24 protein-coding genes and 1 pseudogene are annotated in these 25,972 nt (G+C 70.2%); 9 read left to right on the forward strand and 16 right to left on the reverse strand.

The window, feature by feature from the left end:
- The first annotated feature begins 24 nt into the window (after window positions 1-24).
- Window positions 25-1,518 carry a gamma-aminobutyraldehyde dehydrogenase gene (locus BN977_RS23620; protein ID WP_036401949.1) on the forward strand — a complete coding sequence of 498 codons (1,494 nt, stop codon included), beginning with the start codon at window positions 25-27 and terminating at the stop codon, window positions 1,516-1,518.
- On the opposite strand, the gene BN977_RS23625 is transcribed toward BN977_RS23620, so the two are convergent.
- Both BN977_RS23625 and BN977_RS23630 read right to left on the reverse strand, forming a co-directional pair.
- Window positions 1,505-2,902, reverse strand: coding sequence for an Ig-like domain-containing protein (locus BN977_RS23625; RefSeq protein WP_036401951.1), 1,398 nt, complete (start codon window positions 2,900-2,902; stop codon window positions 1,505-1,507). The genes BN977_RS23620 and BN977_RS23625 overlap by 14 nt on opposite strands.
- 111 nt (window positions 2,903-3,013) lie before the next feature.
- Window positions 3,014-4,741 (reverse strand): APC family permease, encoded by a 1,728-nt coding sequence (locus tag BN977_RS23630; RefSeq protein ID WP_036401953.1) that lies wholly within the window; start codon window positions 4,739-4,741, stop codon window positions 3,014-3,016.
- 130 nt (window positions 4,742-4,871) lie between these two features.
- Between BN977_RS23630 and sigJ the strand changes: the two genes are divergently transcribed.
- Window positions 4,872-5,807, forward strand: coding sequence for an RNA polymerase sigma factor SigJ (gene sigJ, locus BN977_RS23635; protein ID WP_036401955.1), 936 nt, complete (start codon window positions 4,872-4,874; stop codon window positions 5,805-5,807).
- Here sigJ and BN977_RS23640 read toward each other — a convergent pair.
- Window positions 5,782-6,405: pseudogene (locus BN977_RS23640) on the reverse strand (carboxymuconolactone decarboxylase family protein); the annotation flags it as partial. The gene sigJ and the pseudogene BN977_RS23640 overlap by 26 nt on opposite strands.
- A gap of 19 nt (window positions 6,406-6,424) precedes the next feature.
- On the reverse strand, window positions 6,425-7,036 hold the full coding sequence (locus BN977_RS23645) for a helix-turn-helix domain-containing protein (RefSeq protein ID WP_234709659.1): 612 nt from the start codon (window positions 7,034-7,036) through the stop codon (window positions 6,425-6,427).
- 141 nt (window positions 7,037-7,177) lie between these two features.
- Here BN977_RS23645 and BN977_RS23650 point away from each other — a divergent pair, with 141 nt between their 5' ends.
- Together BN977_RS23650 and BN977_RS23655 are read left to right on the forward strand one after the other, a co-directional pair.
- Window positions 7,178-8,326, forward strand: a complete 1,149-nt coding sequence (locus tag BN977_RS23650) for a Zn-dependent alcohol dehydrogenase (RefSeq protein ID WP_109790275.1) — start codon at window positions 7,178-7,180, stop codon at window positions 8,324-8,326.
- A 113-nt stretch (window positions 8,327-8,439) separates the two neighbouring features.
- On the forward strand, window positions 8,440-9,774 hold the full coding sequence (locus BN977_RS23655) for an NAD-dependent succinate-semialdehyde dehydrogenase (protein ID WP_036401959.1): 1,335 nt from the start codon (window positions 8,440-8,442) through the stop codon (window positions 9,772-9,774).
- Between the two features lie 84 nt (window positions 9,775-9,858).
- Here the strand turns inward: BN977_RS23655 and BN977_RS23660 are convergent, their stop codons facing one another.
- The 4 genes from BN977_RS23660 to sdhC are packed head-to-tail and all read right to left on the reverse strand — an operon-like array spanning window position 9,859 to window position 13,319.
- The gene (locus BN977_RS23660; RefSeq protein ID WP_036401962.1) at window positions 9,859-10,644 is read right to left on the reverse strand and encodes a succinate dehydrogenase iron-sulfur subunit; all 786 of its coding nucleotides are present in this window, start codon (window positions 10,642-10,644) and stop codon (window positions 9,859-9,861) included.
- 2 nt (window positions 10,645-10,646) lie between these two features.
- On the reverse strand, window positions 10,647-12,401 hold the full coding sequence (gene sdhA, locus BN977_RS23665; protein WP_036401964.1) for a succinate dehydrogenase flavoprotein subunit: 1,755 nt from the start codon (window positions 12,399-12,401) through the stop codon (window positions 10,647-10,649).
- 16 nt (window positions 12,402-12,417) lie between these two features.
- Window positions 12,418-12,894, reverse strand: coding sequence for a succinate dehydrogenase hydrophobic membrane anchor subunit (locus BN977_RS23670; RefSeq protein WP_036401966.1), 477 nt, complete (start codon window positions 12,892-12,894; stop codon window positions 12,418-12,420).
- Window positions 12,891-13,319: a succinate dehydrogenase, cytochrome b556 subunit gene (gene sdhC / locus BN977_RS23675; RefSeq protein ID WP_082132523.1), complete on the reverse strand. Its 429-nt coding sequence runs from the start codon at window positions 13,317-13,319 to the stop codon at window positions 12,891-12,893. The genes BN977_RS23670 and sdhC overlap by 4 nt, the downstream gene beginning before the upstream one ends.
- A gap of 217 nt (window positions 13,320-13,536) precedes the next feature.
- Here sdhC and BN977_RS23680 point away from each other — a divergent pair, with 217 nt between their 5' ends.
- The 3 genes from BN977_RS23680 (at window position 13,537) to BN977_RS23690 (ending at window position 16,445) form a co-directional block, all read left to right on the forward strand.
- Window positions 13,537-13,944: a cytidine deaminase gene (locus BN977_RS23680; RefSeq protein WP_036401972.1), complete on the forward strand. Its 408-nt coding sequence runs from the start codon at window positions 13,537-13,539 to the stop codon at window positions 13,942-13,944.
- Window positions 13,934-15,289, forward strand: coding sequence for a thymidine phosphorylase (locus BN977_RS23685; RefSeq protein ID WP_084172661.1), 1,356 nt, complete (start codon window positions 13,934-13,936; stop codon window positions 15,287-15,289). Before BN977_RS23680 ends, BN977_RS23685 begins: the two co-directional genes overlap by 11 nt.
- 67 nt (window positions 15,290-15,356) lie before the next feature.
- Window positions 15,357-16,445, forward strand: a complete 1,089-nt coding sequence (locus tag BN977_RS23690) for an adenosine deaminase (RefSeq protein ID WP_036401977.1) — start codon at window positions 15,357-15,359, stop codon at window positions 16,443-16,445.
- Here BN977_RS23690 and BN977_RS23695 read toward each other — a convergent pair.
- The 5 genes from BN977_RS23695 to BN977_RS23715 are packed head-to-tail and all read right to left on the reverse strand — an operon-like array spanning window position 16,414 to window position 20,900.
- Window positions 16,414-17,298: an alpha/beta fold hydrolase gene (locus BN977_RS23695; protein WP_051561851.1), complete on the reverse strand. Its 885-nt coding sequence runs from the start codon at window positions 17,296-17,298 to the stop codon at window positions 16,414-16,416. The two genes, BN977_RS23690 and BN977_RS23695, sit on opposite strands and share 32 nt — an antisense overlap.
- Complete coding sequence (locus tag BN977_RS23700) at window positions 17,295-18,137, reverse strand: alpha/beta fold hydrolase (protein WP_036401979.1); 843 nt, start codon at window positions 18,135-18,137, stop codon at window positions 17,295-17,297. The genes BN977_RS23695 and BN977_RS23700 overlap by 4 nt, the downstream gene beginning before the upstream one ends.
- Before the next feature lie 40 nt (window positions 18,138-18,177).
- The gene (gene satS, locus BN977_RS23705; RefSeq protein WP_036401981.1) at window positions 18,178-19,452 is read right to left on the reverse strand and encodes a protein export chaperone SatS; all 1,275 of its coding nucleotides are present in this window, start codon (window positions 19,450-19,452) and stop codon (window positions 18,178-18,180) included.
- A 51-nt stretch (window positions 19,453-19,503) separates the two neighbouring features.
- Window positions 19,504-20,598 (reverse strand): C40 family peptidase, encoded by a 1,095-nt coding sequence (locus BN977_RS23710; protein WP_036401984.1) that lies wholly within the window; start codon window positions 20,596-20,598, stop codon window positions 19,504-19,506.
- Between the two features lie 2 nt (window positions 20,599-20,600).
- Window positions 20,601-20,900 carry a hypothetical protein gene (locus BN977_RS23715; protein ID WP_036401987.1) on the reverse strand — a complete coding sequence of 100 codons (300 nt, stop codon included), beginning with the start codon at window positions 20,898-20,900 and terminating at the stop codon, window positions 20,601-20,603.
- Between the two features lie 100 nt (window positions 20,901-21,000).
- Between BN977_RS23715 and upp the strand changes: the two genes are divergently transcribed.
- Complete coding sequence (upp, locus tag BN977_RS23720) at window positions 21,001-21,624, forward strand: uracil phosphoribosyltransferase (protein ID WP_024453807.1); 624 nt, start codon at window positions 21,001-21,003, stop codon at window positions 21,622-21,624.
- A gap of 4 nt (window positions 21,625-21,628) precedes the next feature.
- On the opposite strand, the gene BN977_RS23725 is transcribed toward upp, so the two are convergent.
- Window positions 21,629-23,131 (reverse strand): phospho-sugar mutase, encoded by a 1,503-nt coding sequence (locus BN977_RS23725; RefSeq protein ID WP_084172662.1) that lies wholly within the window; start codon window positions 23,129-23,131, stop codon window positions 21,629-21,631.
- Window positions 23,128-23,586 carry a MarR family winged helix-turn-helix transcriptional regulator gene (locus BN977_RS23730; protein WP_036401989.1) on the reverse strand — a complete coding sequence of 153 codons (459 nt, stop codon included), beginning with the start codon at window positions 23,584-23,586 and terminating at the stop codon, window positions 23,128-23,130. The genes BN977_RS23725 and BN977_RS23730 overlap by 4 nt, the downstream gene beginning before the upstream one ends.
- 80 nt (window positions 23,587-23,666) lie before the next feature.
- On the opposite strand from BN977_RS23730, the gene BN977_RS23735 reads away from it, so the two are divergent.
- Window positions 23,667-24,761 carry an AbrB family protein gene (locus BN977_RS23735; protein ID WP_036401991.1) on the forward strand — a complete coding sequence of 365 codons (1,095 nt, stop codon included), beginning with the start codon at window positions 23,667-23,669 and terminating at the stop codon, window positions 24,759-24,761.
- Here the strand turns inward: BN977_RS23735 and BN977_RS23740 are convergent.
- Entirely contained in the window at window positions 24,758-25,912 is a 1,155-nt protein-coding gene (locus tag BN977_RS23740; RefSeq protein ID WP_036401994.1) for an FAD-dependent oxidoreductase, read from the reverse strand. The two genes, BN977_RS23735 and BN977_RS23740, sit on opposite strands and share 4 nt — an antisense overlap.
- Window positions 25,913-25,972: the final 60 nt, after the last annotated feature.

Below are 25,972 nucleotides of genomic sequence, written 5' to 3' on the forward strand. Positions count from 1 at the left end.
GGTCCTCGGGTAGCGTGTGACCTCGTGACCACCACCCAAACCCCTGTTGTCGCTGGTAGCTGGATCAACGGCGCGGCGGTGCAGACGGGCGGGCAGCCCTTCACGGTGATCAGCCCGGCCACCGGCGAGGTGGTGGCGAGCTACGCGCTGGCCACCCCCGCCGACGTGGATGCCGCCGTCGCCGCCGCCCGCGCCGCCCAGCCCGGCTGGGCCAAGGCCGCGCCGGTGGAGCGGGCCGGTGTGCTGGCCAAGCTCGCCGAACTGATGGAGGCCAACGCGGCCACCTTCATCGCCGAGGAGGTGGCCCAGTGCGGTAAGCCGGTGCGGCTGGCCACCGAGTTCGATGTCCCGGGCAGCATCGACAACGTGGCCTTCTTCGCCGGTGCGGCACGGCATTTGGAGGGCAAGGCGACCGCCGAGTATTCGGCCGACCACACCTCCGGTATCCGGCGTGAGGCCGTCGGCGTGGTGGCCACCATCACGCCGTGGAACTACCCGCTGCAGATGGCGGTGTGGAAGGTCATCCCCGCGCTGGCCGCCGGCTGCGCCGTCGTCATCAAACCCGCCGAGATCACCCCGCTGACCACGCTCACGCTGGCGCGGATCGCCGCCGAGGCGGGGCTGCCGGCCGGCGTGCTCAACGTGGTCACCGGGTCCGGGGCCGATGTCGGCACCGCGCTGGCCGGGCACCGCGACGTCGACGTCGTGACCTTCACCGGGTCGACGGCGGTGGGCCGCAAGGTGATGGCGGCCGCGGCCGTGCACGGCCACCGCACCCAACTGGAACTCGGTGGCAAGGCGCCGTTCGTGGTGTTCGACGACGCGGACCTGGACGCGGCCATCCAGGGCGCGGTCGCCGGCGCGCTGATCAATTCCGGTCAGGACTGCACGGCGGCCACCCGCGCGATCGTGGCCCGCGACCTCTACGACGACTTCGTCGCCGGGGTGGGCGAGGTGATGAGCAAGATCGTGGTCGGCGACCCGCACGATCCCGACACCGATCTGGGCCCGCTGATCACCACCGCGCACCGCGACAAGGTGGCCGGCATGGTCTCCCGCGCCCCCGCCCAGGGCGGGCGCATCGTCACCGGCGGAGTCATCCCGGATCTGCCGGGGTCGTTCTACCGGCCGACGCTGATCGCCGATGTCGCAGAGGATTCCGAGATCTACCGCGACGAGGTGTTCGGCCCGGTGCTGGTGGTGCGCGCCTTCACCGACGACGACGACGCGCTACGGCAGGCCAACGACACCGACTACGGGTTGGCCGCGTCGGCCTGGACCCGCGACGTCTACCGCGCGCAGCGCGCGTCCCGCGAGATCAACGCCGGCTGTGTGTGGATCAACGACCACATCCCGATCATCTCGGAGATGCCGCACGGTGGTGTCGGGGCGTCCGGGTTCGGCAAGGACATGAGCGACTACTCGTTCGAGGAATACCTGACGATCAAGCACGTGATGAGCGATATCACCGGGGTGGCCGACAAGCCCTGGCACCGGACGATTTTCACGAAGCGCTGAGCGCCGGCGCGGCGGTGACCGTGATCGCGATGGCCGCCACCCTGGTGTGGTTGCCGGTGTAGTCGAAGATCGTGGTGCCCTGGTGGTAGTGGTTGCCGCTGTCGGTGGCGCCGATGTACACCGTGTCCGTGCCGCTGTACCCGGGAGTGGCCAGATAGGTGAACGTCCCGTCGAGGTTCTTGGTGAACGCCGCGCCGGTGATGGTGCTGGTGGAGATCGGATCCCCGTCGTAGTCGCTGACGTCGACGGCGAGATCCACGGCGACGTACCCGTCGTCGGTCCAGCGGGTGCCCAGGACCCGGACCGCGTCGATATCCGGCGCGATGTTGTCGAAGATCGCCTCCAGCTTGCGGTAACCGTTCCAGATCGCTTGTAACACCGGGTTGTTGGTGTGCCCCGGCTCGGGGTTGAACCCGAACGCCCCCAGCGCGTTGAGCACGAACGTGCGCAGCGGGGACGACGGCCGGCTCGGCGCCGGGTTGACCGCGGTGATGGTCGCGGTCACCGACGGCAGGTCGATCGCCGATGCCGTCAGCGAGGCGGGGGCCTGCCCACCGGTGTCGACGACGACCGGCTCACCGGAGATACCCGGTGTCGTGGCGGTGGGCAGGTGGGTGTGCACCGCCGCGGTGACGGCCGAGCCGTTGTCGCCCGTCCGGTCGAAGAGCGACTCGATGCGCCGGTATCCGGCCCACATCGCTTCCAGGAGCGGGTTGTTGGTGTGACCGGGCACCGGATTGGGGCTGAACCCGAACACCCCGAGCACACCGAGGACCAGCGCTCGGATGCCAGGAGCCGGCGCGCTCTGCGCGGGCGCCACCGCGGCGGGGACGACCGTTGCCGCGCTCGCCACGCTGACCTGACCCGCCGTGTTGCCCGGCGCCGCGACCGGCCGGTCGGGCGGGGTGTCGGATGTCGGCGGCTCTTTCACCGGCTCTTTCACCGCCGCCGGCGCCGGTGCGTCGCGCACCGCGGCGGTCTTGGCGGTGCTCAGCCGGGCGGTGGCGCGCCTGCTGTCGCGGCGGGTGTGGCGCACGGTGCGATGGTCGGCCGGGTCCTCGGACTCCGTGCCGCTCTTGGGTTCTGCGTCGGCGATCGGGCTCTGTGGCGTGGCGGTGCCGGTCGGCCCGGCCGCTCCGGTGCCCGTCGTGGTGGCGCCGGTGGTCGCGCCGGTGGTCGCGCCCGAGGTTCCGGACGGCGTCGAATCCGTCCCGCCACCGGGGTCACCGGCGGACGACGAGCCGCCGGTTGTGCCGTCGTCGGCCCAGGCGACGTGCGGAACGGTGAGCGCGCTGCCGATACCCACGGCCACGGCCAGCGCCCCCACGCGACCCATGTGTTTCGAATAGTCCACCAGCCATGACGATTTCGTCGGTTGGGACATGCGCCACCTGTTCAGTCGCTACGAACGGACCGGGATTCGGCATGACGATAACGTCAATAATCGTCCGCTGTCTGTCCGTCGAAGGTGTGACGCGGCGTGTGGACAGATCGGTCAGGTCTTGCTGAACTCCTCGCCCGTCTCGGGGTTGATGGCCCGCTCGCCGGGCGGCAGATTCGACAGGTCGGGCGCGATCAGGGTGGGCATGTCGCCGGAGTCCGGCAGGCCGAACCGGGCTTCCACCGCGGCCTGGTCGCCGACGGTCTCCAGCACCAGGTCGTGGCTGCGGCGGGGCAGGGTGATGCCCTTGAAGAAGCCGGGCGCCATGACGCGCCAGACCAGCATCAGCACCAGCCCCAGCACCAGCGCACCGATGCCGACCACGGCCACGGCGCCGAACCCGAAGATGGTCACGTTGTTGCCGTCGTCGTCGGTCAGCCAGTCCGGCTTGGCGTACTGGATCAGGCCGTAGACGAACACCACCAGCAGGATGGTGCCGCCGAGCAGCGGGACGACACCGCGCATCATCAGGTCACGGACGTTGCGGGTCAACGTCTTGCGGTAGAACCAGACACAGGCGAAGCCGGTCAGGCCGTAGTAGAACGCGATCATCAGGCCCACCGAACCGATGAGCGCCGTCAGCAGGTTGGTGCTGATCACCGTGAACAGCACGTAGAACACGGCGCTGACGATGCCCATCGCGATCGTCGACGTGGTGGGCGTCAGGTAGGTGCGGTGGATCTTCGCGAACGAACCCGGCAGCGCCTTGTACACGCCCATCGACAGGGTGGTGCGGGCGGTGGGCAGGATGGTGGTCTGGGTGGACGCCGATGCCGAGGTCAGGATCGACGCCGAGAGCAGCAGCATGCCGATGTGGCCGAGGACGCTGTCCCCGAACAGATCCGGGCCGATCGCGGCGAACACGTCGGCGGAGTTCTCCGGGTTGCCCAGGCCGATGCCGTCCGTGCCGACCCCGGCGAAGGCCACCGCCGCCACGCTCACCAGGGCGTAGGTGGCCAGCAGCAGGAAGGTGGAGATGACGGCGGCCCGGCCCGGGGTGCGGCCTGGGTCGTCGGATTCCTCGTTGCACGCCACCGCGGTGTCCCAGCCCCAGTAGATGAAGATGGTGGTCAGCACCGCGGGGGCGATGACGGTGCCGAAATCCAGCCCGCCGGGCCAGAACCAGGACAGCGACGGGATCAGCGAGTAATCCTCGGCGTTGTGGGTGTACACCTTGACCAGGGCCACCACCGAGAGCGCGATCAGCACCACCACCTCGATGCCCAGCAGGGCGTACTGCAGCCGGGCCGACACCTCGATGCCGCGGTAACAGATGTAGGTCATCACCGCGATCCAGATGACGCCCGCGACCGTCGACCACAACGTGCTGCCGGCCAGCGTGGCGGCCGACTCCCAGCCGAGGTCACCGGCGAAGGTGAACGAGTACGCGCCGGCGATCTGGGCCAGGTTGGCCATTACGATGACGTCGGCGGCGATGATGCCCCAACCGCCCAGCCACCCGACCACCGGCCCGAATGCCCGCGAGGCCCAGGTGAAGGTGGTGCCGCAGTCCGGTTCGGCCTTGTTCAGTTCCTGGTAGGCCACCGCGATGAGGTACATCGGGATGAACGAGATCAGCACGATGGCTGGGGCTTTCACACCGGACAGCAGCGCACCGCCGCTGGCGATGATGAGGCCGAGGGTGGCCGCCAGGCTGTAGGCCGGGGCGGTCGAGGCCATCCCGACGACGATGCTGGACAGCAGGCCGAGGGCGCCACCCTTGAGGCCCTTGCTCTCGACGGCGGCGCCGCCCGGTTCCAGGGTGAGTTCGCCCTTGCTCATCGCTTCTCCCTGCTGATTGCCTACGAAATTCAAACGTAGAATACGGTTTCAGTCGTTTGGATGCTTGTCAACAACGAAATTAGTTTTCCCAGGTGCCGGCGGTGCCCGGTCCGGGACTAGTGTTGTCCGGGTGACCACCGCGGCGCGCACCGACGAATTCGAGGCGCTGCGTCCGCACCTGCTGGCCGTCGCCTACCGGCTCACCGGCACCTATGCGGACGCCGAGGACATCGTCCAGGACTCCTGGCTGCGCTGGCACCGGGCGGGCACCGAGATCGCCGATCTGCGGGCGTGGCTGACCACCGTGGTGAGCCGGCTCGCCCTGGACCGGCTGCGCTCGGCCGCGCACCGGCGGGAGGCCTACGTCGGTGAATGGTTGCCCGAACCGGTGGTGACCGGTTTCGGGGCCGGTGCCGACGATCCCGCCGACCCGCTCGCCGCCGTGGTGGCCGCCGACGACGCGCGGTTCGCGGCGATGGTCGTGCTGGAGCGGTTGACCCCCGATCAGCGGGTCGCGTTCGTCTTGCACGACGGCTTCGCCGTGCCGTTCGACGAGATCGCCGGCATCCTGGGCATCAGCACCGCCGGTGCCAGGCAGCTGGCGTCCCGGGCGCGCCGTGCCGCCGCCTCGGCGCCGCCGCCGGACCCGGCGCACCCCGAGATCGTCGGCAAGCTGATGGCCGCCATGGCCGACGGCGACATGGCCGCCGTCGTCGCGCTGCTGCACCCGGAGGTCACCTTCACCGGTGACGCCAACCGGCGCGCCCCCACCGCCGCCCGGGTCATCGTCGGCCCCGACAAGGTGGCACGCTTCCTCTTCGGTCTGGCCAAACGCTATGGGCCGAACTGGCTTTCGGCCACCCAGCTGGCCCTGGTCAACGGTGAGGTGGGCAGCTACACACCCGGCCTGGCTGCGACCGACGGGTACCCCGAGCTGGCGCCCCGGGTCACGGTGATGACCGTGCGCGACGGATTGGTCTGTGCGGTATGGGATATCGCCAATCCGGACAAGTTCACCGCGTCGCCGCTGCGGGCCGGCGTCACTCGGTCGGCGTCTGGGAGTTGAGCCATGGCACCCGGCAGGCGTCGCCGGAGCCGAAACCCTGCTCGGTGATGCCGAGAGCCGAGTACATCCGTGCCCGCATGTTCTCCACCCCGATCTGGTAGGTCAGCTCGATCACGCCGGCATCGCCGAAGCGTGCCCGCAGATCGGCCACCTGCTCGTCGGTGACGGTGTGCGGGTCGGTGGTCATGGCGTCGGCATAGGCGATGGCGGCGCGTTCGTCGTCGTCGAACGCCGGCGACGTGGCGTAGTCGTCGATGGCGGTGAGCCGGTCCACGTCCAGGTTCTCCAGCCGCATCAGCATGGAGCCGAAGTCCACACACCACGAGCAGCCGACGGTCCGCGCGGTCCAGAACACCGCGAGTTCGCGGACACTGGCGGGCAGTGTCGTGGACCCGCGCTGCAGCAGCGTTTCGTGCACGGCATTGGCGACCAGCAGGCGCGGGTGATGGGCGGCGACCGTGAACGGTTCGGGCACCTCGCCGAACCGCCGCTTGGCGTAGCGGTACATCATCCGGGTCAGCGGGCCGGCCTTCTTCGGGGGCAGTGGGGCAATTCTCGTCGTCATATCTGTCAGACGACGCAGCCCGCCTCGATGTGACAGGCGGGTGTGCCAGGCCCTACCCGCGCGCGGGTGATCCGGTCGGGATCGGCGGGGCGATCGACCAGATCACCTCGCTCTCGCCGGGATCGGCGTTCTCCCAGGCGTGCGGCGACCGGGCCGAGAAGGTGTAGCAGTCGCCGGCGGCGAGCACCAGGTCCTGGCCGTCGACCGCCAGCCGGAGCCGGCCGCGGACCACGACGGCGACGATGGTCTCGGACTCCAGGGTGTAGGCGCCGCCGGAGCCGCCGCCCGGTTGCAGCACGGTCCGCATCACCTGGACGTGCCGCTCGGTGGCCGGGGTCAGCAGGTACTCGCGGATGCCACTGCCGCCCATCTCCAGCGGCGCGCCGTGACCGCTGCGCACCATGGCCGAATCGGGGAAGTCGAACAGGGCACCCACCGAGACCCCGAGGATGTCGCAGATCCGCAGCAGATTCGGCACGGACACCGCCGTCTGGCCGCGTTCGACCAGGCTCAGGAACCCCTTGGTCAGGTCGGCTCGGGAGGCGACCGCATCCAGCGTCAGGCCGCGCTCCTGCCGTACCGCCCGCAGCTTCGGCCCGAGCCGGGTCATCTTCGAGTCGACGTCGGAGGTGCGCGCCGCGCCCGCGGTGTGGCTTCGTGGCATGGGGCCCTCCCGGCGGCCGCCGGACCCGAGAGCGACGGCCGTCTCAATTGCGGCGGTGGTGTGACAAGCCTTGCAGCCGGAAGTTTAGCGGGATATAACTTCGACCAGAGTTTTGTGCCATTAAACAGGTGAGGGCGGGCGATGAGTCAGACCGGCGATCGAGACGCGGGCACCGTGCGCGCATCGGTGTTCACCGAACCGGGCACCCCGGTGCGCACCGTCGAGGTGCAACTGGCCCCGCCCGGACCCGGCGAGGTGGAGGTGGCCATCGCCGGTGCCGGCGTGTGCCATTCCGACCTGCACGTCGTCAAAGGGGAGTGGGACGTGCCCGCCCCGGTTGTGTTGGGCCACGAGGGATCCGGGGTGGTGACCGCGCTCGGTGCGGGCGTGACGGGCCTGGAGGTCGGCGACCATGTGGTGCTGTCCTGGGTGCCGGGTTGCGGCGGCTGCCGGCAGTGCGAACTCGGCCGGCCCTGGCAGTGCGAGGTGGCCGCGAACGTCGTCGCCGCCGGCGGCGTGTTGTTCGACGGCACCAGCCGCTGGAGCCGCGACGGCGCCCCGCTGCACCACTACCTCGGCGTGTCGTCGTTCGCCGAGCGGGTGGTGGTCCCGGCCTCCGGGGCGGTGCGGATCCGCCGGGACGCGCCGCTGGACGTGGTCGCCCTGGTCGGCTGTGCGGTGGCCACCGGGGTCGGCGCGGTGCGCAACACCGCCGGCGTCGAGGAAGGTGCCACGGTGGCCGTCATCGGCTGCGGCGGCGTCGGGCTGTCCTGTATCCAGGGCGCGCGGCTGGCCAAGGCCGGGCGCATCGTCGCCGTCGACATCGACGCGGCCAAGCTGGAACACGCCCGCCGGCTGGGCGCCACCGACACCGTCGACTCGTCGGCCACCGACGCCGTCGAGGCGCTGAAAGCCCTTGTGCCCGAAGGCCTCGACTACATCTTCGACGCCATCGGCAAGATCGTCACCACCGAACAGGCCATCGCCGCGCTCGGCCTCGGCGGTGCCGCCGTCATCGTCGGCCTGCCGCCGACCGGGTCCACGGCCCGGTTCGACCCGTTGGTGCTCGCCGAGGCCAACCAGCGCATCCTCGGGTCCAACTACGGCTCGGTCGACCCGCAGCGCGACATCCCGGCCCTGGTCGACCTGTACATGGACGGTGAACTCGACCTCGATTCGCTGGTGTCCGGCCGCCGCCCGCTGGAGGCGGCGCAGGACGCGCTGGACGATCTGGCCGCCGGCGGCGCGCTGCGCACCCTGCTGGTGCCCTCGCTGGTGGCCCCGCAATGACCCAACCGCTGTCCACCGCGTCGCCGAAATTCCGCGATCCGGTGGCGGCGGAGCGCGCGGGCACGTATGCAGAAGACATCTCATCCGACGAACAGAACCAGGAGTGATTTTTCATGGCGCAGTACGCAGTGGTCGATCCCGCATCCGGTGAGGTGCTCCGTGAGTACCCCACGGCGACCGACGCTCAGATCGAGCAGGCGCTGTCCGCGGCGGCCGGCGCCTACCGGGACTGGTCCAAGAACTCCACGCTGGAAGACCGCGTCGCGCTGATCCGCAAGGTGGCCGCGCTGCACAACGAGCGCCGCGACGAACTCGCCGCCATCATCGTGCGCGAGATGGGCAAACCCCTGGACCAGGCCACCGGCGAGGTCGAATTCAGTGCCGCCATCTACGAGTTCTACGCCGACAACGCCGCCAAGTTCCTGGCCGACGAACCGATCGAGCTGCTCGACGGCGAGGGCTCGGCGCTGATCCGGCGCGGCCCGGTGGGTGTGCTGCTGGGCATCATGCCGTGGAACTACCCGTACTACCAGGTGGCGCGGTTCGCCGGCCCCAACCTGACACTCGGCAACACCATCGTGCTCAAGCACGCCCCGCAGTGCCCGGAGTCGGCGGCGGCCATCCAGCAGATCTTCGACGACGCCGGCTACCCCGAGGGCGCCTACGTCAACATCTACGCGACCAACGAGCAGGTCGCCACCATCATCGCCGACCCACGCGTCCAAGGGGTTTCGCTCACCGGTTCGGAGCGCGCCGGGGCGGCGGTCGCCGAGATCGCCGGCCGCAACCTGAAGAAGGTGGTGCTCGAGCTCGGCGGGTCCGATCCCTTCATCGTGCTGTCCTCCGACGATATGGACGCCACCGTCGAGGCGGCGGTGGCGGGCCGGTTCGAGAACACCGGGCAGGCCTGTAACGCGGCCAAGCGGTTCATCGTCGCCGAGCAGGTGTACGACGAGTTCCTGGACAAGTTCACCGCCAAGGTGCTGGAGCAGCGCGACGGGCTGGCCCCGCTGTCGTCGGAGGCCGCCGCGCAGCGGCTCGCCGAGCAGGTCGACCGCGCGGTGGCCGGCGGGGCACGGTTGACCACCGAGGGGGAGCGCAAGGGCGCGCACTTCCCGCCCGGCGTGTTGACCGATGTGCCAACGGATTTCCGCGAGGAGCTGTTCGGGCCGGTCGCCATCGTCTACAAGGCCGCCTCCGAGGACGAGGCCGTGGAGCTGGCCAACGACACCCCGTTCGGGCTGGGCTCCTACGTGTTCACCACCGACGACGAGCAGGCGGCCAGGGTGGCCGACAAGATCGACGCCGGCATGGTGTTCGTCAACGTCGTCGGCGCCGACGGTGTCGAGCTGCCCTTCGGCGGGGTCAAGCGATCCGGCTTCGGGCGCGAACTCGGCCGCTACGGCATCGACGAATTCGTCAACAAGAAGCTGATCCGCAAGGGCTAGTCCCCGAACCGAACGTGAGCTTGGGTGCGAGGTCCGGACCGGATCTCGCACCCAAGCTCACATTGGGCTGCAGAGAAAAAGAAACTACCGCGCGAACATCAAGGCGCGCTTCACCTCTTGGATCGCCTGGGTCACCTGGATGCCACGCGGGCAGGCGTCGGTGCAGTTGAAGGTGGTGCGGCAGCGCCACACCCCGTCGACGTCGTTGAGGATGTCCAGGCGCTCGGCGGCACCCTCGTCCCGGCTGTCGAAGATGAACCGGTGCGCGTTGACGATCGCGGCCGGGCCGAAGTAGCTGCCCTCGTTCCAGAACACCGGGCAGCTGGTGGTGCAGCACGCGCACAGGATGCACTTGGTGGTGTCGTCGTAGCGGGCGCGGTCGGTCTGGCTCTGGATCCGTTCCCGGGTGGGCGGGTTGCCGCTGGTGATCAGGAACGGCTTGACGGCCCGGAACGCGTCGAAGAACGGCTCCATGTCGACGACGAGGTCCTTCTCCACCGGCAGACCGCGGATCGGCTCGATGGTGATGGTCAGCTGCTTGCCCGGCTTCTTGGGCAGCAGGTCACGCATCAGCACCTTGCACGCCAGCCGGTTCACACCGTTGATCCGCATGGCGTCCGAACCGCACACGCCGTGCGCGCAGGACCGGCGGAAGGTCAGCGTCCCGTCCAGGTACCACTTGACGTAGTGCAGCAGGTTGAGCAGCCGGTCCGACGGCAGGCAGGGCACGCGGAAGCTCTGGAAACCGGCGGCGTCCGGGTTCTCCGGGTTGAACCGGGCGATCTTCAGCGTCACCATCACCGCGCCCTCGGGCACGGGCGGCAGCTCGGGGCCGCCGGCTTGCGGCTTGTCGATTACGGGTGCACTCATGATCAGTACTTCCGTTCCATCGGCTCGTACCGGGTCTGGACCACGGGCTTGTAGTCCAGCCGGATATCGGACAGCAGCTCGGTGCCCTCTTTGTAGGCCATGGTGTGCCGCATGTAGTTGGTGTCGTCGCGGTTCGGGTAGTCCTCGCGCGCGTGGCCGCCGCGGGATTCCTTGCGGTTGAGCGCGCCGACCACGGTGACCTCGGCCAGCTCCAGCAGGAAGCCCAGCTCGATGGCCTCCAGCAAATCGCTGTTGTAGCGCTTGCCCTTGTCCTGCACCGTGATTCGCGCGTAGCGCTCCTTCAGGGCGTGGATGTCGGTGAGCGCCTGCTTCAGCGTCTCCTCGGTGCGGAACACCGCGGCGTTGTTGTCCATCGACTGCTGCAGCGCGGTGCGGATGTCGGCGACGCGCTCGTTGCCGTGCTCGGAGAGGATGTCGCCCACCCAGCCGACCACCATGTCGGCCGGGTTCTCCGGCAGGTCGACGTGGTTGTGGTTGTTGGCGTACTCCGCGGCGGCGATCCCGGCGCGGCGGCCGAAGACGTTGATGTCCAACAGCGAGTTGGTGCCCAGCCGGTTGGAGCCGTGCACCGACACACACGCGCATTCGCCCGCGGCGTACAGACCCGGCACGATCGTTTTGTTGTCGCGCAGCACCTGGCCGTGCACGTTGGTCGGGATACCGCCCATGACGTAATGGCAGGTCGGGTACACCGGCACCAGCTCGGTCACCGGGTCCACGCCGAGGTAGGTGCGGGCGAACTCGGTGATGTCGGGGAGCTTGGCCTCCAGCACGTCCTCGCCGAGGTGGCGCACATCGATGTAGACGTAGTCCTTGTTCGGTCCGGCGCCACGGCCCTCGAGCACCTCGAGCACCATCGACCGGGCGACGATATCGCGCGGCGCGAGGTCGACGATGGTCGGGGCGTAGCGCTCCATGAAGCGTTCGCCCTCGCCGTTGAGCAGTCGCCCGCCCTCGCCGCGCACGGCCTCCGAGATCAGGATGCCCAGGCCGGCCAGGCCTGTCGGGTGGAACTGGTGGAACTCCATGTCCTCCAAGGGAAGTCCCTTGCGGAAGATGATGCCCAGGCCGTCGCCGGTCAGCGTGTGCGCGTTGGAGGTGGTCTTGTACATCCGGCCCGAACCGCCGGTGGCGAAGACGATCGCCTTGGCGTGGAAGACGTGGATGTCGCCGGTCGCCAGCTCGTAGGCGATGACACCGGTGGCGACCGGGCCGCCGGGGGTCTCGGTGAGCGCGATGTCCAGTGCGTAGAACTCGTTGAAGAACTCGACGTCGTGCTTGACGCAGTTTTGGTAGAGCGTCTGCAGGATCATGTGCCCGGTGCGGTCGGCGGCGTAGCAGGCGCGGCGCACCGGTGCCTTGCCGTGGTCGCGGGTGTGCCCACCGAACCGGCGCTGGTCGATGCGGCCTTCGGGGGTGCGGTTGAACGGCATCCCCATCTTCTCGAGGTCATAGACGGCGTCGATGGCCTCCTTGCACATGATCTCGACGGCGTCCTGGTCGGCGAGGTAGTCCCCACCCTTGACGGTGTCGAAGGTGTGCCACTCCCAGTTGTCCTCTTCGACATTGGCCAGCGCGGCGCACATGCCGCCCTGCGCGGCGCCGGTGTGGCTGCGGGTCGGGTACAGCTTGGTCAGCACGGCGGTGCGGGCCCGGGGGCCGGCTTCCACCGCGGCGCGCATTCCGGCGCCGCCGGCACCGACGATCACGACGTCGTAGCGGTGTTCAACAATCATTTCCTACAACTCCAGCTCAAGAGATGTTCGCGTCGAACGTCAGCAGCACGTAGGTACCCAGTACCAGCGTGAACAACATCGACAGGGCCAGCAGGGTGTTCAGCCAGAACTTGGTCGAATCCTTGCGGGCGTAATCGGCGATGATGGTGCGCATCCCGTTGCCGCCGTGCAATTGGGCCAGCCACAGCAGCAGCAGATCCCAGGTCTGCCAGAACGGCGAGGCCCAGCGCTGTGCGACGTAGTTGAAGTCGATGCGGTACACGCCGTTCTGCCACATCAGCATGATGAACAGGTGGCCCAGCGCCAGGAACACCAGGACGATGCCGGAGAAGCGCATGAACAGCCAGGCGTACTTCTCGAAGTTGGGCATGCCGCCCGGCCGCCGCGGGGACCGCGGGTTGTCCAGCCCGGCGGGCCGGTCGTAGCTGCGCTGCATGACCGGGGCCGGTCCGCCGCGCTCGCTCAGGTGGTCGTAGGGATTTTCGCCACTCATAGGAAACGCTCCGCCATGTGCATGCCGAGGACACCCAGCGAGGGGATCATCACGGCCAACCAGATTCCGGCAATCACCCACAGCATCAGGCGCTGATAGCGCGGGCCGTGCTGCCAGAAGTCGATGAGGATCACGCGGATGCCGTTGAGCGCGTGGTACAGCACCGCCGCGACCAGACCGACCTCCATGAGACCGACGATCGGCGTCTTGTACGTCTCGATGACTTCGTTGTAGGCCTGCGGGCTCACCCGCACCAGCGCGGTGTCGAGCACGTGGACGAACAGGAAGAAGAAAATGGTGGCACCCGTGATGCGGTGCAGTACCCAGGACCACATGCCTGGGTCGCCGCGGTACAGGGTGCGGCGACGGCCCGGTTTTGATCGCGGTGCCGGTGTATCGGAATCCGCAGCCGTAGCTGTGCTCATAGAGTGTCCTCCAACGCCATCGGTGGACGTCCGGGGACAAGGCTGTAATTCGTCCCCAAACCTCGGGGCGACTCTAATCCCAAATGGAACCGACTTAGAACTAGCGTGGAGCCCAAAGAGGCCGTTCTACCACAAAGTTAGGGTGCCCTACATTGGTTGTAGCCTTCGGATGTCGCTCCTTCGGAATGCATTCAGATCATCCTTCGCGCAGGGTGTCATGAGCCTGGAAATCGACTGGAAGTTGTTGCGAGACAACGCAATCGAAGCGTCGCGTGGCGCCTATGCGCCGTATTCGGGTTTTCCGGTGGGAGCGGCCGCGTTGGTCGACGACGACAGAATCATCCGCGGATGCAATGTGGAAAATGTCTCATATGGCCTGGGTCTCTGTGCCGAGTGCGCTGTGGTCTGCGTCCTGTTTTCCGGCGGTGGCGGACGGCTCGTCGCGCTCAGTTGCGTGGCGGCCGACGGTGCCCCGTTGATGCCGTGCGGACGATGCCGTCAGGTGCTCTTCGAGCACGGCGGACCCGATCTGCTGATCGACCATCCCGACGGCCCGCGCCGGCTCGCCGAGCTGCTGCCCGACGCGTTCGGCCCCGACGATCTGGAGCGTTCTCGTGGGATTTGATGCGCCTCATCACGGGTCGCATCTCGATGCGCCTCATCATGGGTCGCATCTCGATGCTCAACATCATGGGTCGCATCTCGATGCTCCGTCCGTCATCCGGACCAAACGCGACGGTGGTGTGCTCTCCGACGAGGCCATCGACTGGGTGATCGACGGCTACACGCACGGCCGGGTCGCCGACGAACAGATGTCGGCCTTGCTGATGGCGATCTTCCTGCGTGGCATGACACCCGGCGAGATCACCCGCTGGACCGCGGCCATGATCGCCTCCGGTGAGCGGTTCGACTTCACCGATCTGGGCCTGCCGCTGGTGGACAAGCACTCCACCGGCGGGGTGGGCGACAAGATCACCATCCCACTGGTACCGGTGGTACTGGCTTGTGGCGCAGCGGTTCCGCAGGCTGCGGGCCGCGGCCTCGGGCACACCGGCGGCACCCTCGACAAACTGGAGGCCATCGCCGGCTTCACCCCGGAGCTGTCCAAAGAGCGCATCCGGCAACAGCTTTCCGACGTCGGAGCGGCCATCTTCGCCGCCGGCGATCTCGCCCCGGCCGACCGCTTGATCTACGCGCTGCGTGACGTCACGGCCACCACCGAGTCGCTGCCGCTGATCGCCAGTTCGGTGATGAGCAAGAAGCTGGCCGAAGGAGCGCAATCCCTGGTCCTGGACGTCAAGGCCGGCCGCGGCGCGTTCCTCAAGACCGAAGCCGAGTCCCGCGAGCTGGCGGCCACCATGGTGGCGCTGGGCAACTCCTACGGCGTCCCGACCCGGGCGCTGCTCACCGATATGAACCGCCCGCTGGGCCGCACCGTCGGCAACTCGCTGGAGGTCGCGGAGTCGCTGGAGGTGCTGGCCGGCGGCGGGCCGCCCGACGTGATCGAGCTGACCCTGGCGCTGGCGACCGCGATGCTCGATTCCGCCGGGGTCGATCGGGTGGACCCGGCCCAGACACTGCGCGACGGGACGGCGATGGACCGGTTCCGTCGGCTGATCGCCGCCCAGGGCGGTGATCTGAGCCAACCGCTGCCGCTCGGTACGCACACCGAAACCGTCACCGCGTCCCGCGGCGGCGTGATGGGGGATATCGATGCCATGGCGGTGGCGATGGCCGCGTGGCGCCTCGGGGCCGGGCGTGCCGCCCCCGGGCAGCCGGTGCAGCTCGGCGCCGGGGTCCGCATCCATCGCCGGCCCGGTGAACCCGTCGCCGCCGGCGAGACGCTGTTCACGCTCTACACCGAAACGCCCGAGCGGCTGCCCGCGGCGCTGGCCGAACTCGACGGCGGGTGGACCGTCGGTGCCACCGCGCCGGAGCTCGGCCCCGTGGTGATCGACCGTATCGGGTAGGCGAACACCTGATGTCGGCGCGGGCGATCTGCGCGCCTGTACCGCCGCGGGCGAGCAAGATGGACAGATGAGTACGCCGCTGACCCTCGACCTGATCAAACAAGCCCCCAAAGCGCTGCTGCACGACCACCTCGACGGCGGGTTACGCCCGGCCACGGTGCTCGAGCTGGCCGATCAATTCGGGTACGACGAGCTACCGGCCACCGAGGTCGACGAGCTCGCGACGTTCTTCCGCACCGCCGCGCACAGCGGGTCGCTGGTGCGTTATCTGGAACCGTTCGCGCACACCGTCGGCGTGATGCAGACCCCCGAGGCCCTGCACCGGGTGGCCTACGAGGCCGTCGAGGACCTCGCCGAGGACAACGTGGTGTACGCCGAGGTCCGGTTCGCCCCCGAACTGCACATCGATCGCGGGCTGTCGCTGGACGCCGTCGTCGACGCGGTGCTCGGCGGCTTCGCCGACGGTGAGAAGGCCGCCGCCGCGGCCGGCCGCACCATCGTGGTGCGCTGCCTGGTCACCGCCATGCGCCATGCCGCACGGTCCCGGGAGATCGCCGAGCTGGCCATCCGGTTCCGCGACCAGGGCGTCGTCGGCTTCGACATCGCCGGTGCCGAGGCCGGCTATCCGCCCAGCCGGCACCTGGACGCGTTCGAGTACATGCGAAGCAACAACGCGCGCTTCACCATTCACGCCGGTGAGGCCTTCGGCCTGCCGTCCATCCACGAGGCCATCGCATTCTGCGGTGCCGACCGGCTCGGCCACGGGGTGCGCATCGTCGACGACATCACGGTCGGCCCCGACGGGACGGTGCGGCTGGGCCGGCTCGCGGCGATCCTGCGGGACAAGCGCATTCCGCTGGAACTGTGCCCGAGCTCCAACGTGCAGACCGGCGCGGTGGCCAGCATCGCCGAGCATCCGTTCGACCTACTGGCCCGCACCCGGTTCCGGGTCACCGTCAACACCGACAACCGGCTGATGAGCGACACCACCATGAGCCAGGAGATGCTGCGGCTGGTCGAGGCGTTCGGCTACGGCTGGAGCGACCTGGAACGCTTCACCATCAACGCGATGAAGTCGTCGTTCCTGCCGTTCGACGAGCGGCTGGCTCTCATCGACGGAGTGATCAAACCGCGGTACGCGGTGCTGATCGGCTGACCGGCGGCGGCCGGTCCGCGGCCGCCGTGTGGTGCAGCAGCGCCGGGACGAAGACGTCCCACAGTGGCTCGGGCAGGTCGTGCCCGGCGCCTTCCAGAATCAGCAGCGCCGCACCGGCAATGGCGTCGCGCACGGCCAGCCCGTGGGCCGGCGGGCACACCGGGTCGTGGTCGCCGTGCACCACCAGTGTCGGTGCGGTGATGCGGGCGAAATCCCGCGTCGCCCCGGCGAAGCTCATCGCGTGGTGATTACCGAGGGTGGCCGCGATATCGCGGGTGCGGGCGACGTCCCGTTCGACCAGGGCGCGGGTGGCGGGCTCGTCGAACAACGGCGACCCGCCCGCACACGCCTTCGCCGACGCGACGACGTGGTCCACCACCGCGGCGCGATCGGTGGGGTCGGGCTCGGCGGGGAACTCCGCCGACGACGGCGGCAGCCCGTCCGCGCCGGTGGAGGTGGAGACGAACGTCAGCGACGCGACCCGGTCGGGGTGGTCCACCCCGAGGATGACCCCGATCCCGCCGGCCATCGACCGGCAGACCACGTGCGCGCGCTCGATGCCCAGGGCGTCGAGCAGACCGAGCGCGTCGGCGGCCAGGTCGGTGAACGCGTAACCCGGCCGGCCCGGCGGGTAACTGATGGACCGGCCGGTGTCCCGGTTGTCGTACCGGATCACGAACCGGCCGGCGTGTGCCAGCCGCTCGCACAACCGCGCGTCCCACCACAGCATCGAGGCGCTCGCGCCGTCGATGAGCAGGATCACCGGGTGCGCGGGGTCGCCGAAGGTCTCGATACACAGTTCGGCATCGCCGATCGGGACGAGCCGCTCGCCGTGGGACAGCCGGCCGGTCACACCGGCCCACTCAGCACGGCGCGCAACGTGTCCGCGAATTCACCTGGTGCGCCGATGAATCCACCGTGATCGCCGGGGAACACGACCGGCTCCCGGTGCAGTAGCGCGGCCAGCGCCCGGGTGGTGGGGTCGGTGAGCAGGTGACCGGACCGCGCCCCCAGCCCGACGACGATCCGAGCGGGCGCCGAGCGCAGCGCCGCGACGTCGGGCACATACCGGGTGGTGTAGCGCAGTTCGTGATCGAAGAACCGGGCGGAGTCGGCGAGCCGCTTGGCCAGTTCCTCGGGCGTCGGCTCCGGGCCGGGGGGCGGGCCGGCATGCGGGTCGTCGAGATCGAAGCCGGCGTTGGCCATGAACGCCATCCACGCCGCTCCCATACCGTCCCGATGGAAGGTCGCGATGATCTCCTCGGTGGCCGCGCGGTGCCGGTCGGCGTCGGGCAGCAGCTCCAGCAGCGGGGGCTCGTGAGCGACCAGGGTGCGCACCCGGCCGGGATGCCTGGTCACCAGCGCCAGCCCGGTCACCGCCCCGCCGCTGGACCCGAACACGTCGGCGGAGTCGGCCCCCAGCGCGTCCAGGACGGCGGCCACGTCGTCGGCGCGCAGGTCCGGTGTCGCGTCCTGGTCGGGGTCACGGATCGTGCTGTGGCCCAGGCCCCGCGGGTCGTAGGTGACGACGGTGTGGTCGGCGGCCATGGCGTGCGCCAGCGGCAGGAACTCCGCGGCGGTCATCGGTGAACCGATCACCAGCAGCAGCGGGCCGGTCCCGCGCACCTCGTAGTGTAGCCGGGCGCCGGGGACCTCGAGGGAGCGGCAGATGAGTCCGTCGGTGGTGGTCATGCCGGTATGGACCGGGCAGCACCGCGAAACTCATCAGCGATCACTCGTGGCGCAGCCGCGATTCGACGAAGCTCTCCAGCTCTTCCCACTGCTCGACGGCCTTGGCGTACGGTCCGGCCGGTTTGGCCACACTGCCCGGCTCGATCAGGTAGGCGACCAGCGCGCCGAGCGGCTGGCTGCGCTCCAGCGTCTTGGCGACGATGGTGTCCTCCGCGTAATCGCCGACATCCCTGAGGAATTCGACGGCCAGCTCCAGCTGGTCACGGTCCACCGCGTCGGGGCCGTCGGCGATGTCGTCGGCCAGCCCGGACAGCACGTAGATGTTGTCGTCGGTGACGTCGACCCGCAGCGACCCGTCGGTGGCCGCGGTCCGGATGATCTCGTAGGCGCTGTAGCCGGACAGGTCGCTCTCGTGCTCGTCGGCCAGGTAGCGGGCCAGCGCGCGTTCGGAGCCGAACACGCTGATGCGGCCGTTGCGGCCGAGGAACTTCGGGTCGTCGCCGACGTAGCAGCGCAGCGTGTACAGGGTGCCGCCGCTGGTCATGATGCGCACCGGGTCGATGCCGACCTGCGTCCAGAAGTCCTCGTCGCCGCCGAGCACCTGGCGCGCCGCCTCGGCCTCCAGCGCCTCGCTCTCCTCGTCGGTGTCCACCTCGCCCTCGATGACCACCTCGTCGTCGTCGGCGACGGCGAGGTCGTCCTCGTCGGGCTCGGGGGCCGGCTCGTCGAGCTCCTGCTGCGCCTTGGCGGATTCGGCTTCGTCGACGTCCGGGGTACTCACCAGCCCGTCGATCACGTCGATGACGGAGTCCCACGAGCGTCCGATGACGGTCTCGATCTCGGCCCAGCGCTTGCGGCCGGCGCGGCCGGCGAAGGCGTCCAGTCCGCCGCCGATGGTGCCCAGCACCGGGTTGCCGTTGAACAGCTTGGTGATGACGGGCAGGTCGCACACCGATCCGATGGCCGAGACGATCACCAGGGCCCGGCGCACCGCCTCGACGGACTCCTCGGAGGGTTTGTCCGCGACCAGGGCCGGCACCTCGACGAGGTCGTACAGGTGGGCGTCGTCGGGGTTCAGCCGGTGCGCGTTGGCCTCGGTGAGCCTCGCCCAGGCCGGGTGGTCGGTGAGGTCGTTGTCGGAATTGGTCCGCACGAACGCGGCCAGATCGGCCACCGATTCGAAGGCGAACAGGTCCTCGTCCTTGCCGAGGAAGGCCTCCCATTCGTCGCCGGCGTCGCGCCAGCGCGGTGCCCACAGGGTGTACAGGTCGCCATTGGTCAGTCCGAGCCGGACCGGCACGATGTCAGCCGCCATGGCGCACAGCGTAACGATGCAGGCTGAACGGCTCGGGGCCCCACCCGTAGTTCACGCCGTTGGGCGCCAGAAGCCCTGAAAGCCCTGCCCGGCGTTGGTGGTGCGGATGGCCGACAGCTGCACCGGATCGCCCGCCTCGATCATCGTGCCGTTGCCGACGATCATGGCGACGTGGCCGTCCCACACCGCCAGGTCGCCGGGGCGCAGCGATCCGGCGTCGACGGCGGCACCGATGTCCTGCTCCTGGGCCAGCCGCGGGATGTCCAGGCCCGCCTCGCGGTAGGCCCACTGTGTCAGCCCGCTGCAGTCCAGGCCGACGCCGGGGGTGGTGCCACCCCAGTCGTACGGCACCCCCAACTGGGTGAGTGCGTGCCGCACGGCGCTGGCCGCGACGGCATTCGGTGCGGTGGCGGTGCTGCCGTCGGGCAATCGGACGGCCACCCCGGACCCGAAGTCGGCCGGGTCGCCGACGACGGCGCCGCGCTGCCGGTCGGTCGGCGTGGCCCGTTCGAGCGCCCCGGCCAGGCCGCCGGCCAGCGCCGGTGCCAGCCCGGCCCCGGCCGGCGCGAGCGCCCCGGCTCCCGGTGCCGGCCCCGGGAAGCCGGCCGGGGCCGCGGCGGGCAGACCGGCCGGTGCGGCGGGGACCGTGGCGTGGGGCGCGGCACCGATGGTGGCGGCGTGGCCGTCCAGCTCGTCGCGCAGACCGTCGACCACATCGGTGGCTCGCCGCTGGGCCTGCCGAGCCTGCTCGGCCAGCTCCTCGGCCACGCCGGGGTCGTCCAGCTGCGGTTCCAGCTCGGCGGCGCGGGCTTCGAAGTCGGCGATGATGTCCTGCAGCCGGGCGCGGGCCCGGGCAACCGCGTCCGCGGCCGCGCCGACCCGCTCGGAGAGCAACCCGACCCGCTCGGCCAGCACGCGCACGGCTGCGGCGACCTCGTCGGTGGACCGTGCCGCCGCGGCGCCGGCGTCCCCGGACCACTCGGCGTCGTCCCAGGCGCGGGAGGTGCCGGCGGCCAGCGCGTCGAGCCGGTCCCTGGCGTCGGCGAGCAGCGCCGACGGATGCCCTCCGGCCGACCAGCCCGGCCCGACCAGTGCGGCCAGCCGGTGCAGGGGTGCGGCCAGCGTGGTGACGAGCGCGCTGGGCACGGTCAGCCGCCGAGGGCCGAGATCGCCTGTCCGACACGGTTTTCGCTGTCCCGGTAGGACGTCGCGATCCGCCCGGCGGTCTGTTCGGCGAGCCCCAGATGGGCGCCGAGTTCGGTGGCCGCGCGGGTGGTGTCGGCGATCGCCTCGCGCAGTGCGGTGAGCAGGGCGTCGGCGACCGGGCCGAACAGCGCGGGAGCCGTGTCGGCGATGGCGGGCAGTGTGGCGGCCAGCGCTTCGAGCTCGGCGGCGGTGCGGCCCAGGGCGAGGCCGCTGCGGTCGATGGCGGCGGTGTCGGCGTGCATGTGGGTTATGACGCACGCCGGCGGGCGGCGGTTCCACCCGAATCCGGCAGGTGGCCGAGTACCGCGCCGCTCGATCGGTGTCCGGCTAGTCTTTCGCCCCATGGATGTCCGGGTCGTCGATCACCCCCTTGCCGCTGCGCGGCTCACCACGCTGCGCGACGAACGCACCGACAACGCGGGGTTCCGGTCGGCCTTACGCGACCTCACCCTGATGCTGGTGTACGAGGCGACCAGGGACGCCCCCTCCGAAGAGATCCGGGTGCGCACCCCGATGGCCGAGACGGCCGGCTCCCGGTTGGCCAACCCGCCGCTGCTGGTGCCCGTGCTGCGGGCCGGCCTGGGCATGGTGGACCAGGCCCACGCCTTGATCCCGGAGGCGCAGGTGGGGTTCGTCGGCGTCGCCCGCGACGAGCGCACGCATCAGCCGACGCCCTATCTGGCGTCGCTGCCCGAGGACCTGAGCACCCGGGCGGTGTTCGTGCTGGACCCGATGCTGGCCACCGGTGGCTCCATGGCGCACACCCTGACCTTGCTGCAGCAGCGCGGCGCCACCGACATCACCGCCATCTGTGTGGTGTGTGCCCCGGAAGGGATTGCCGCCCTGGAGCGCACGGCCCCCGAGATCCGGCTGGTGACCGCCACGGTGGACGAGGGGCTGAACGAGATCGCCTATATCGTGCCGGGTCTCGGCGACGCCGGTGACCGGCAGTTCGGTCCGCGCTGACGGTTCACCAGGCCTGCGCGGCGGCCACCAGGTCGGTGCGCAGCACGGCGGCCGCGGCGCGTGCCCCGGCCAGGTCGTCGGTGGGGGGCCGCCGCACCTCGATATAGGACTTCAACTTCGGTTCGGTTCCCGACGGGCGGATCACCACCCGGATGCCGGCGCCGGTGAACACCAGCGCGTCGGTGCGATGTTGGCCGCGCCGCTGCCCGAGATCGTCGACGGTCACCGGGATACCGGCAAGCGCGGCAGGGGGATTGGCGCGCAGGGCGGCCATCGCCGCGGCCGCGTCGTCGACCCGGCGGGTCACCGCGGCCGTCTCGTGCACCCCGTGGCGACGGGCCAGGTCGTCGAGCGCGTCGAGCAGGGTGCGGCCCCGGGTGGCCAGGGTGGCCACCATGTCGCACACCAGGACCGCGGCGCTGATGCCGTCCTTGTCGCGCACCGCCTCCGGGTCGACACAGTGCCCGATCGCCTCCTCGTAGGCGTAGACCAGCGTGGCGCCGGGGGCGCTGGCCCGTGCCAGCCACTTGAAACCGGTCAGGGTTTCGGCGTGCCGGGCGCCGTGGCCTGCGGCGATCGAGGCCAGCATGCGTGAGGACACCACCGTGCTGGCCACCAGCGCGCTCGCCGGGTCGGCGAGCCCGGACAACAGGTATTCGCCCAGCAGCCAACCGGTTTCGTCACCGGTGAGCATGCGCCAGCCGTCGGGTCCCGGCACGCCGACGGCGCACCGGTCGGCGTCGGGGTCCAGCGCGATGGCGACGTCCGCACCGACCTCGGCGGCCAGTGTCAGCAGCAGGTCCGCGGCACCGGGTTCCTCCGGGTTGGGGAACGCGACGGTGGGGAAGTCCGGGTCGGGGGCGAACTGGGCTTCGACCACCCGCACATCGTCGAAGCCGGCCAATGCCAGGGCGTCCAGGGCGAATTCGCCGCCCACGCCGTGCATGGGGGTCAGCGCCACCCGGGCGGTGCCGGATCCGCGCCGCACCGTGGCCGCCCGCTCCAGGTAGGCGGTGAACACATCGGTGCCGTGCGGCTCGACGGATCCGCGGTCGATGTGCTGCGGAGCGCGGGCCATCGCGGCCTCGATCTCCCGGTCGGTCGGGGAGATGATCTGCAGCCCGCCGTCGAGATACACCTTGTAGCCGTTGTCGTTCGGGGGGTTGTGCGATGCGGTGATCTGTACGCCGGCGGCGGCGCCCAGCTGTCGCACCGCGAACGCCGTCACCGGGGTCGGCGCGGGCTGCGGCAGCAGGACGACGCGGAAGCCTTGGGCAGCAAGCACTTCGGCGGTCGCGACGGCGAATTCGTCGGAGTGGTGCCGGGCGTCACGGCCGACCACCACCGTCGACCCGCCCAAACAACGGTCGGTGAGAACCCGCGCCAACGCCCAGGTTGCCCGGGTCACCGTGCCGACGTTCATGGCATCGGCACCCTCGCGCATCGGGCCGCGCAGGCCGGCGGTGCCGAAGGTCAGGGCCGGTGCTGCCGGGCGCTCGCCAGTCATGCGCTGATTGTGCCCGCTGCCGCGGCGTCCGCGTCGGCCAGCTTGCGCAGCACCGGGGCCACCAGCATGAGCAGGTCGAATTCCAGGTCGGTCAGGGTGTCACGCATGGTGGCGTGCAGCCAGGCGTCGCGCTCGGCGCGGTCGGCCTCCAGCAGCGCCAGGCCGGCGGGGGTCAGCTCGATCAGCTGGCGGCGGCGGTCCTGCTGATCGGGCCGGCGCGCGGCGAGCCCGCGACCGACCAGGTCGTTGATGCCGTCGGTCAGCGACTGCACCCGTACATGCAGCCGGGCGCCCAACTCGGCCGGGGTGGTGGACCCGGCGCGGCTCACCTCGCCGAGCAGTTCCAGTTGGCTCAGGGTGAGGCCGTGGTCGGGGCGGTGCCGGCGCATCTGGCGGGTGACCGCCATCATCGATTCCCGCAGCTCGGTGGCGGCCGAGGTGTCATTGTGAACCATATGACAAGGATAACCTTGGTATTTGATATCCGTCACTCAGGTTGAATGTCGATAAAGACAAGTTCATACTTGATATAGATATGAAGCGGTTCGCGAAGTGGGTGTTGTTGCTGGCGGTCAGTGTGGCCGTCACGGTCCCGCTCACCCTGGCCGGTGTGCCGTCGGCCGCGCTGTTCGCCGCGCTGGTGGTCGGTATCGCGCTGGCACTGGCCGGCCTGGCGCCGGCGGGCGTGCCGCGCCGCGCCGGCGTGGCCGCCCAGGGCGTGCTCGGGGTGTACATCGGCACCATGGTGTCGCAGAACGCCGTCGGCGCCCTCGGCCCGAACTGGCTGCCGGTGCTCGGGGTCGCGGTGGGCACCCTGTTGTTGTCGGTGCTCGCCGGTGCGCTGCTCGGGCTGCACCGTGACGTCAGCCCGCTCACCGGATCGCTGGCCCTGGTGGCCGGCGGGGCGTCGGGCCTGGTGGCCATCGCGCGCGAACTCGGTGGCGACGACCGGGTGGTCTCGGTGGTGCAGTATCTGCGGGTCGCGCTGGTCACGGCGTCCATGCCGTTGGTGGTCACCCTCGTCTACCACGCCGACAAGACCCATGGCAGTGCCGGTGTCCTGCACGAAAGTGCCACGGCGCCTTGGTATCTGAGCCTCGTCATGTTGGTCGGGCTGGTGCTCGTCGGGTCCACCGCGGGCAGGTTGATCCGCTTGCCGGGCGCCGGCCTGCTCGGGCCGTTGGCGCTGACGGTGGTGCTGCAACTGACCGGCTTGTCGTTCGGGCTGAGCGTCCCCGCCGTGCTGGTTCAAGCCGGCTACCTGGTGATCGGCTGGCAGGCCGGTCTGGCCTTCACGCCGGAATCGCTGCGCGCGGTCGCCCGGATCCTGCCCACGGCGCTGGCACTGATCGTGGTGCTCGGCGTCGCCACCGCCGGTCTCGGCGTCGCGCTGGCCCACCTCGCCGGCCTCACCCCGCTGGAGGGGTACCTGGCCACCAGCCCGGGCGGGGTGTACGCAGTCCTGGCCACCGCCGTCGAGACCGGCTCCAACGTCACCTTCGTCATCGCCGCCCAAGTGGTCCGCATCCTGCTGATGCTGTTCGTCGCACCCCTGCTGGCCCGGGGGATGGCCCGGCTCGGCGGGCGGCGACGGACCGCCGAGCCCGCCGTGGTGACCGCCGGGAGCTAGCGGCGGTCCAGGCCCGACAGGCGCAGCGCCAGGGTGTGCCGCACCGGCGGCAGCGTGCCGGCCAGCCGCATGACCAGATTGCGGACCGGCCGCAGGCGCGGCGCCGCCGTCGCCAGTTCGGTCAGCCGGCCGGCCAGTGCGACGACACGTGTGGCGGTGCGGCGACGCTCCGCGGCGTAGCCGTCCAACACCTGCTCCGGTGCGCCGTCGAGCACCCGGGACAGCGACTCGCCGAGCACGACGGCGTCCTCGATCCCCAGATTCATGCCCTGCCCGCCGGCCGGGGAGTGCACGTGGGCGGCGTCGCCGGCCAGCAGCAGGCGGCGGTCGCGGAAGGTGTCGGCGATGCGGTGGTGCACCCGGAAGCGGGAGCCCCAGATCACCTCGTCGACGACGGCGGGGCGACCCAGCGGACCGCGTTCGTCGAGCAGTCGTTGCACGAACGCCGCGTCCGGGTGCTGCGGCGCCGCGCCGCGCTGTTCGTCGACCGTCGCGACGATGCGGTAGGTGCCGTCGGGGGCGAGCGGCGCGACCACGACCAGTCCGGCGGGGGAGAAGTACAGGATCACCTCGCCGTGCGGAACGCCGCCGGACAGCCGGACGTCGGCCAGCACGAACGATTCGGCGTAGGTGCTGCCGGTGAACCCGATGCCCGCCCGCTCGCGCACCGTGCTGTGCATGCCGTCGGCTCCGATGACATACCGCGCGGTCATCCGCTGTCCGTCGTCGAACGTGACCTCGACGCCGTCGGCACGCTGCGTCGTCGCGGTGACCGTTGCGGGCCGGATCACCTTGCCGCCCAGTTCTTCCAGGCGCTCCAGCAGGTATGCCTCGGTGTCGGCCTGCGAGATCATCAACGTGTACGGATACGGGGTCGCCAGCCGGTCGAACGGCACCGCGATCAACACGCGGTCGCGATCCCGGATGGTGAACGTCGGGGTGTGCACCCCGCGCCCGACCAGTCGCTCGGTGACGCCGTAGGGCTGCAGCAGTTCCAGGGTGCGCGGGTGGACCACCGCGGCCCGCGAGGTATTGGCTCCTTCGGCCTGGCGATCGACGACGGTCACGTGGTGACCGCGCTGGGTCAGCACGATCGCCGCGGTCAGGCCCACGGGCCCGGCCCCGACGACGAGGACGTCCGCGTTCTGCATGAGCACTCCTTTGTCAACACTTGTTGGCCAACGCTTGTTGACAACACGGTAGGCCGGCCC

Origin of the sequence: Mycolicibacterium cosmeticum (assembly GCF_000613185.1) — a bacterium.
Classification (GTDB): Bacteria; Actinomycetota; Actinomycetes; order Mycobacteriales; family Mycobacteriaceae; genus Mycobacterium; species Mycobacterium cosmeticum.

What these genes read in the sequence shown, in the direction of transcription:
- BN977_RS23625 (WP_036401951.1), bottom strand. Translation starts at nt 2,902, where the DNA reads ATGTCCCAACCGACGAAATCGTCATGGCTGGTGGACTATTCGAAACAC.
- BN977_RS23630 (WP_036401953.1), bottom strand. Translation starts at nt 4,741, where the DNA reads ATGAGCAAGGGCGAACTCACCCTGGAACCGGGCGGCGCCGCCGTCGAG.
- BN977_RS23645 (WP_234709659.1), bottom strand. Translation starts at nt 7,036, where the DNA reads ATGCCACGAAGCCACACCGCGGGCGCGGCGCGCACCTCCGACGTCGAC.
- BN977_RS23650 (WP_109790275.1), top strand. Translation starts at nt 7,178, where the DNA reads ATGAGTCAGACCGGCGATCGAGACGCGGGCACCGTGCGCGCATCGGTG.
- BN977_RS23655 (WP_036401959.1), top strand. Translation starts at nt 8,440, where the DNA reads ATGGCGCAGTACGCAGTGGTCGATCCCGCATCCGGTGAGGTGCTCCGT.
- BN977_RS23660 (WP_036401962.1), bottom strand. Translation starts at nt 10,644, where the DNA reads ATGAGTGCACCCGTAATCGACAAGCCGCAAGCCGGCGGCCCCGAGCTG.
- sdhA (WP_036401964.1), bottom strand. Translation starts at nt 12,401, where the DNA reads ATGATTGTTGAACACCGCTACGACGTCGTGATCGTCGGTGCCGGCGGC.
- BN977_RS23670 (WP_036401966.1), bottom strand. Translation starts at nt 12,894, where the DNA reads ATGAGTGGCGAAAATCCCTACGACCACCTGAGCGAGCGCGGCGGACCG.
- sdhC (WP_082132523.1), bottom strand. Translation starts at nt 13,319, where the DNA reads ATGAGCACAGCTACGGCTGCGGATTCCGATACACCGGCACCGCGATCA.
- BN977_RS23680 (WP_036401972.1), top strand. Translation starts at nt 13,537, where the DNA reads ATGAGCCTGGAAATCGACTGGAAGTTGTTGCGAGACAACGCAATCGAA.
- BN977_RS23690 (WP_036401977.1), top strand. Translation starts at nt 15,357, where the DNA reads ATGAGTACGCCGCTGACCCTCGACCTGATCAAACAAGCCCCCAAAGCG.
- BN977_RS23700 (WP_036401979.1), bottom strand. Translation starts at nt 18,137, where the DNA reads ATGACCACCACCGACGGACTCATCTGCCGCTCCCTCGAGGTCCCCGGC.
- satS (WP_036401981.1), bottom strand. Translation starts at nt 19,452, where the DNA reads ATGGCGGCTGACATCGTGCCGGTCCGGCTCGGACTGACCAATGGCGAC.
- BN977_RS23715 (WP_036401987.1), bottom strand. Translation starts at nt 20,900, where the DNA reads ATGCACGCCGACACCGCCGCCATCGACCGCAGCGGCCTCGCCCTGGGC.
- upp (WP_024453807.1), top strand. Translation starts at nt 21,001, where the DNA reads ATGGATGTCCGGGTCGTCGATCACCCCCTTGCCGCTGCGCGGCTCACC.
- BN977_RS23725 (WP_084172662.1), bottom strand. Translation starts at nt 23,131, where the DNA reads ATGACTGGCGAGCGCCCGGCAGCACCGGCCCTGACCTTCGGCACCGCC.
- BN977_RS23730 (WP_036401989.1), bottom strand. Translation starts at nt 23,586, where the DNA reads ATGGTTCACAATGACACCTCGGCCGCCACCGAGCTGCGGGAATCGATG.
- BN977_RS23735 (WP_036401991.1), top strand. Translation starts at nt 23,667, where the DNA reads ATGAAGCGGTTCGCGAAGTGGGTGTTGTTGCTGGCGGTCAGTGTGGCC.
- BN977_RS23740 (WP_036401994.1), bottom strand. Translation starts at nt 25,912, where the DNA reads ATGCAGAACGCGGACGTCCTCGTCGTCGGGGCCGGGCCCGTGGGCCTG.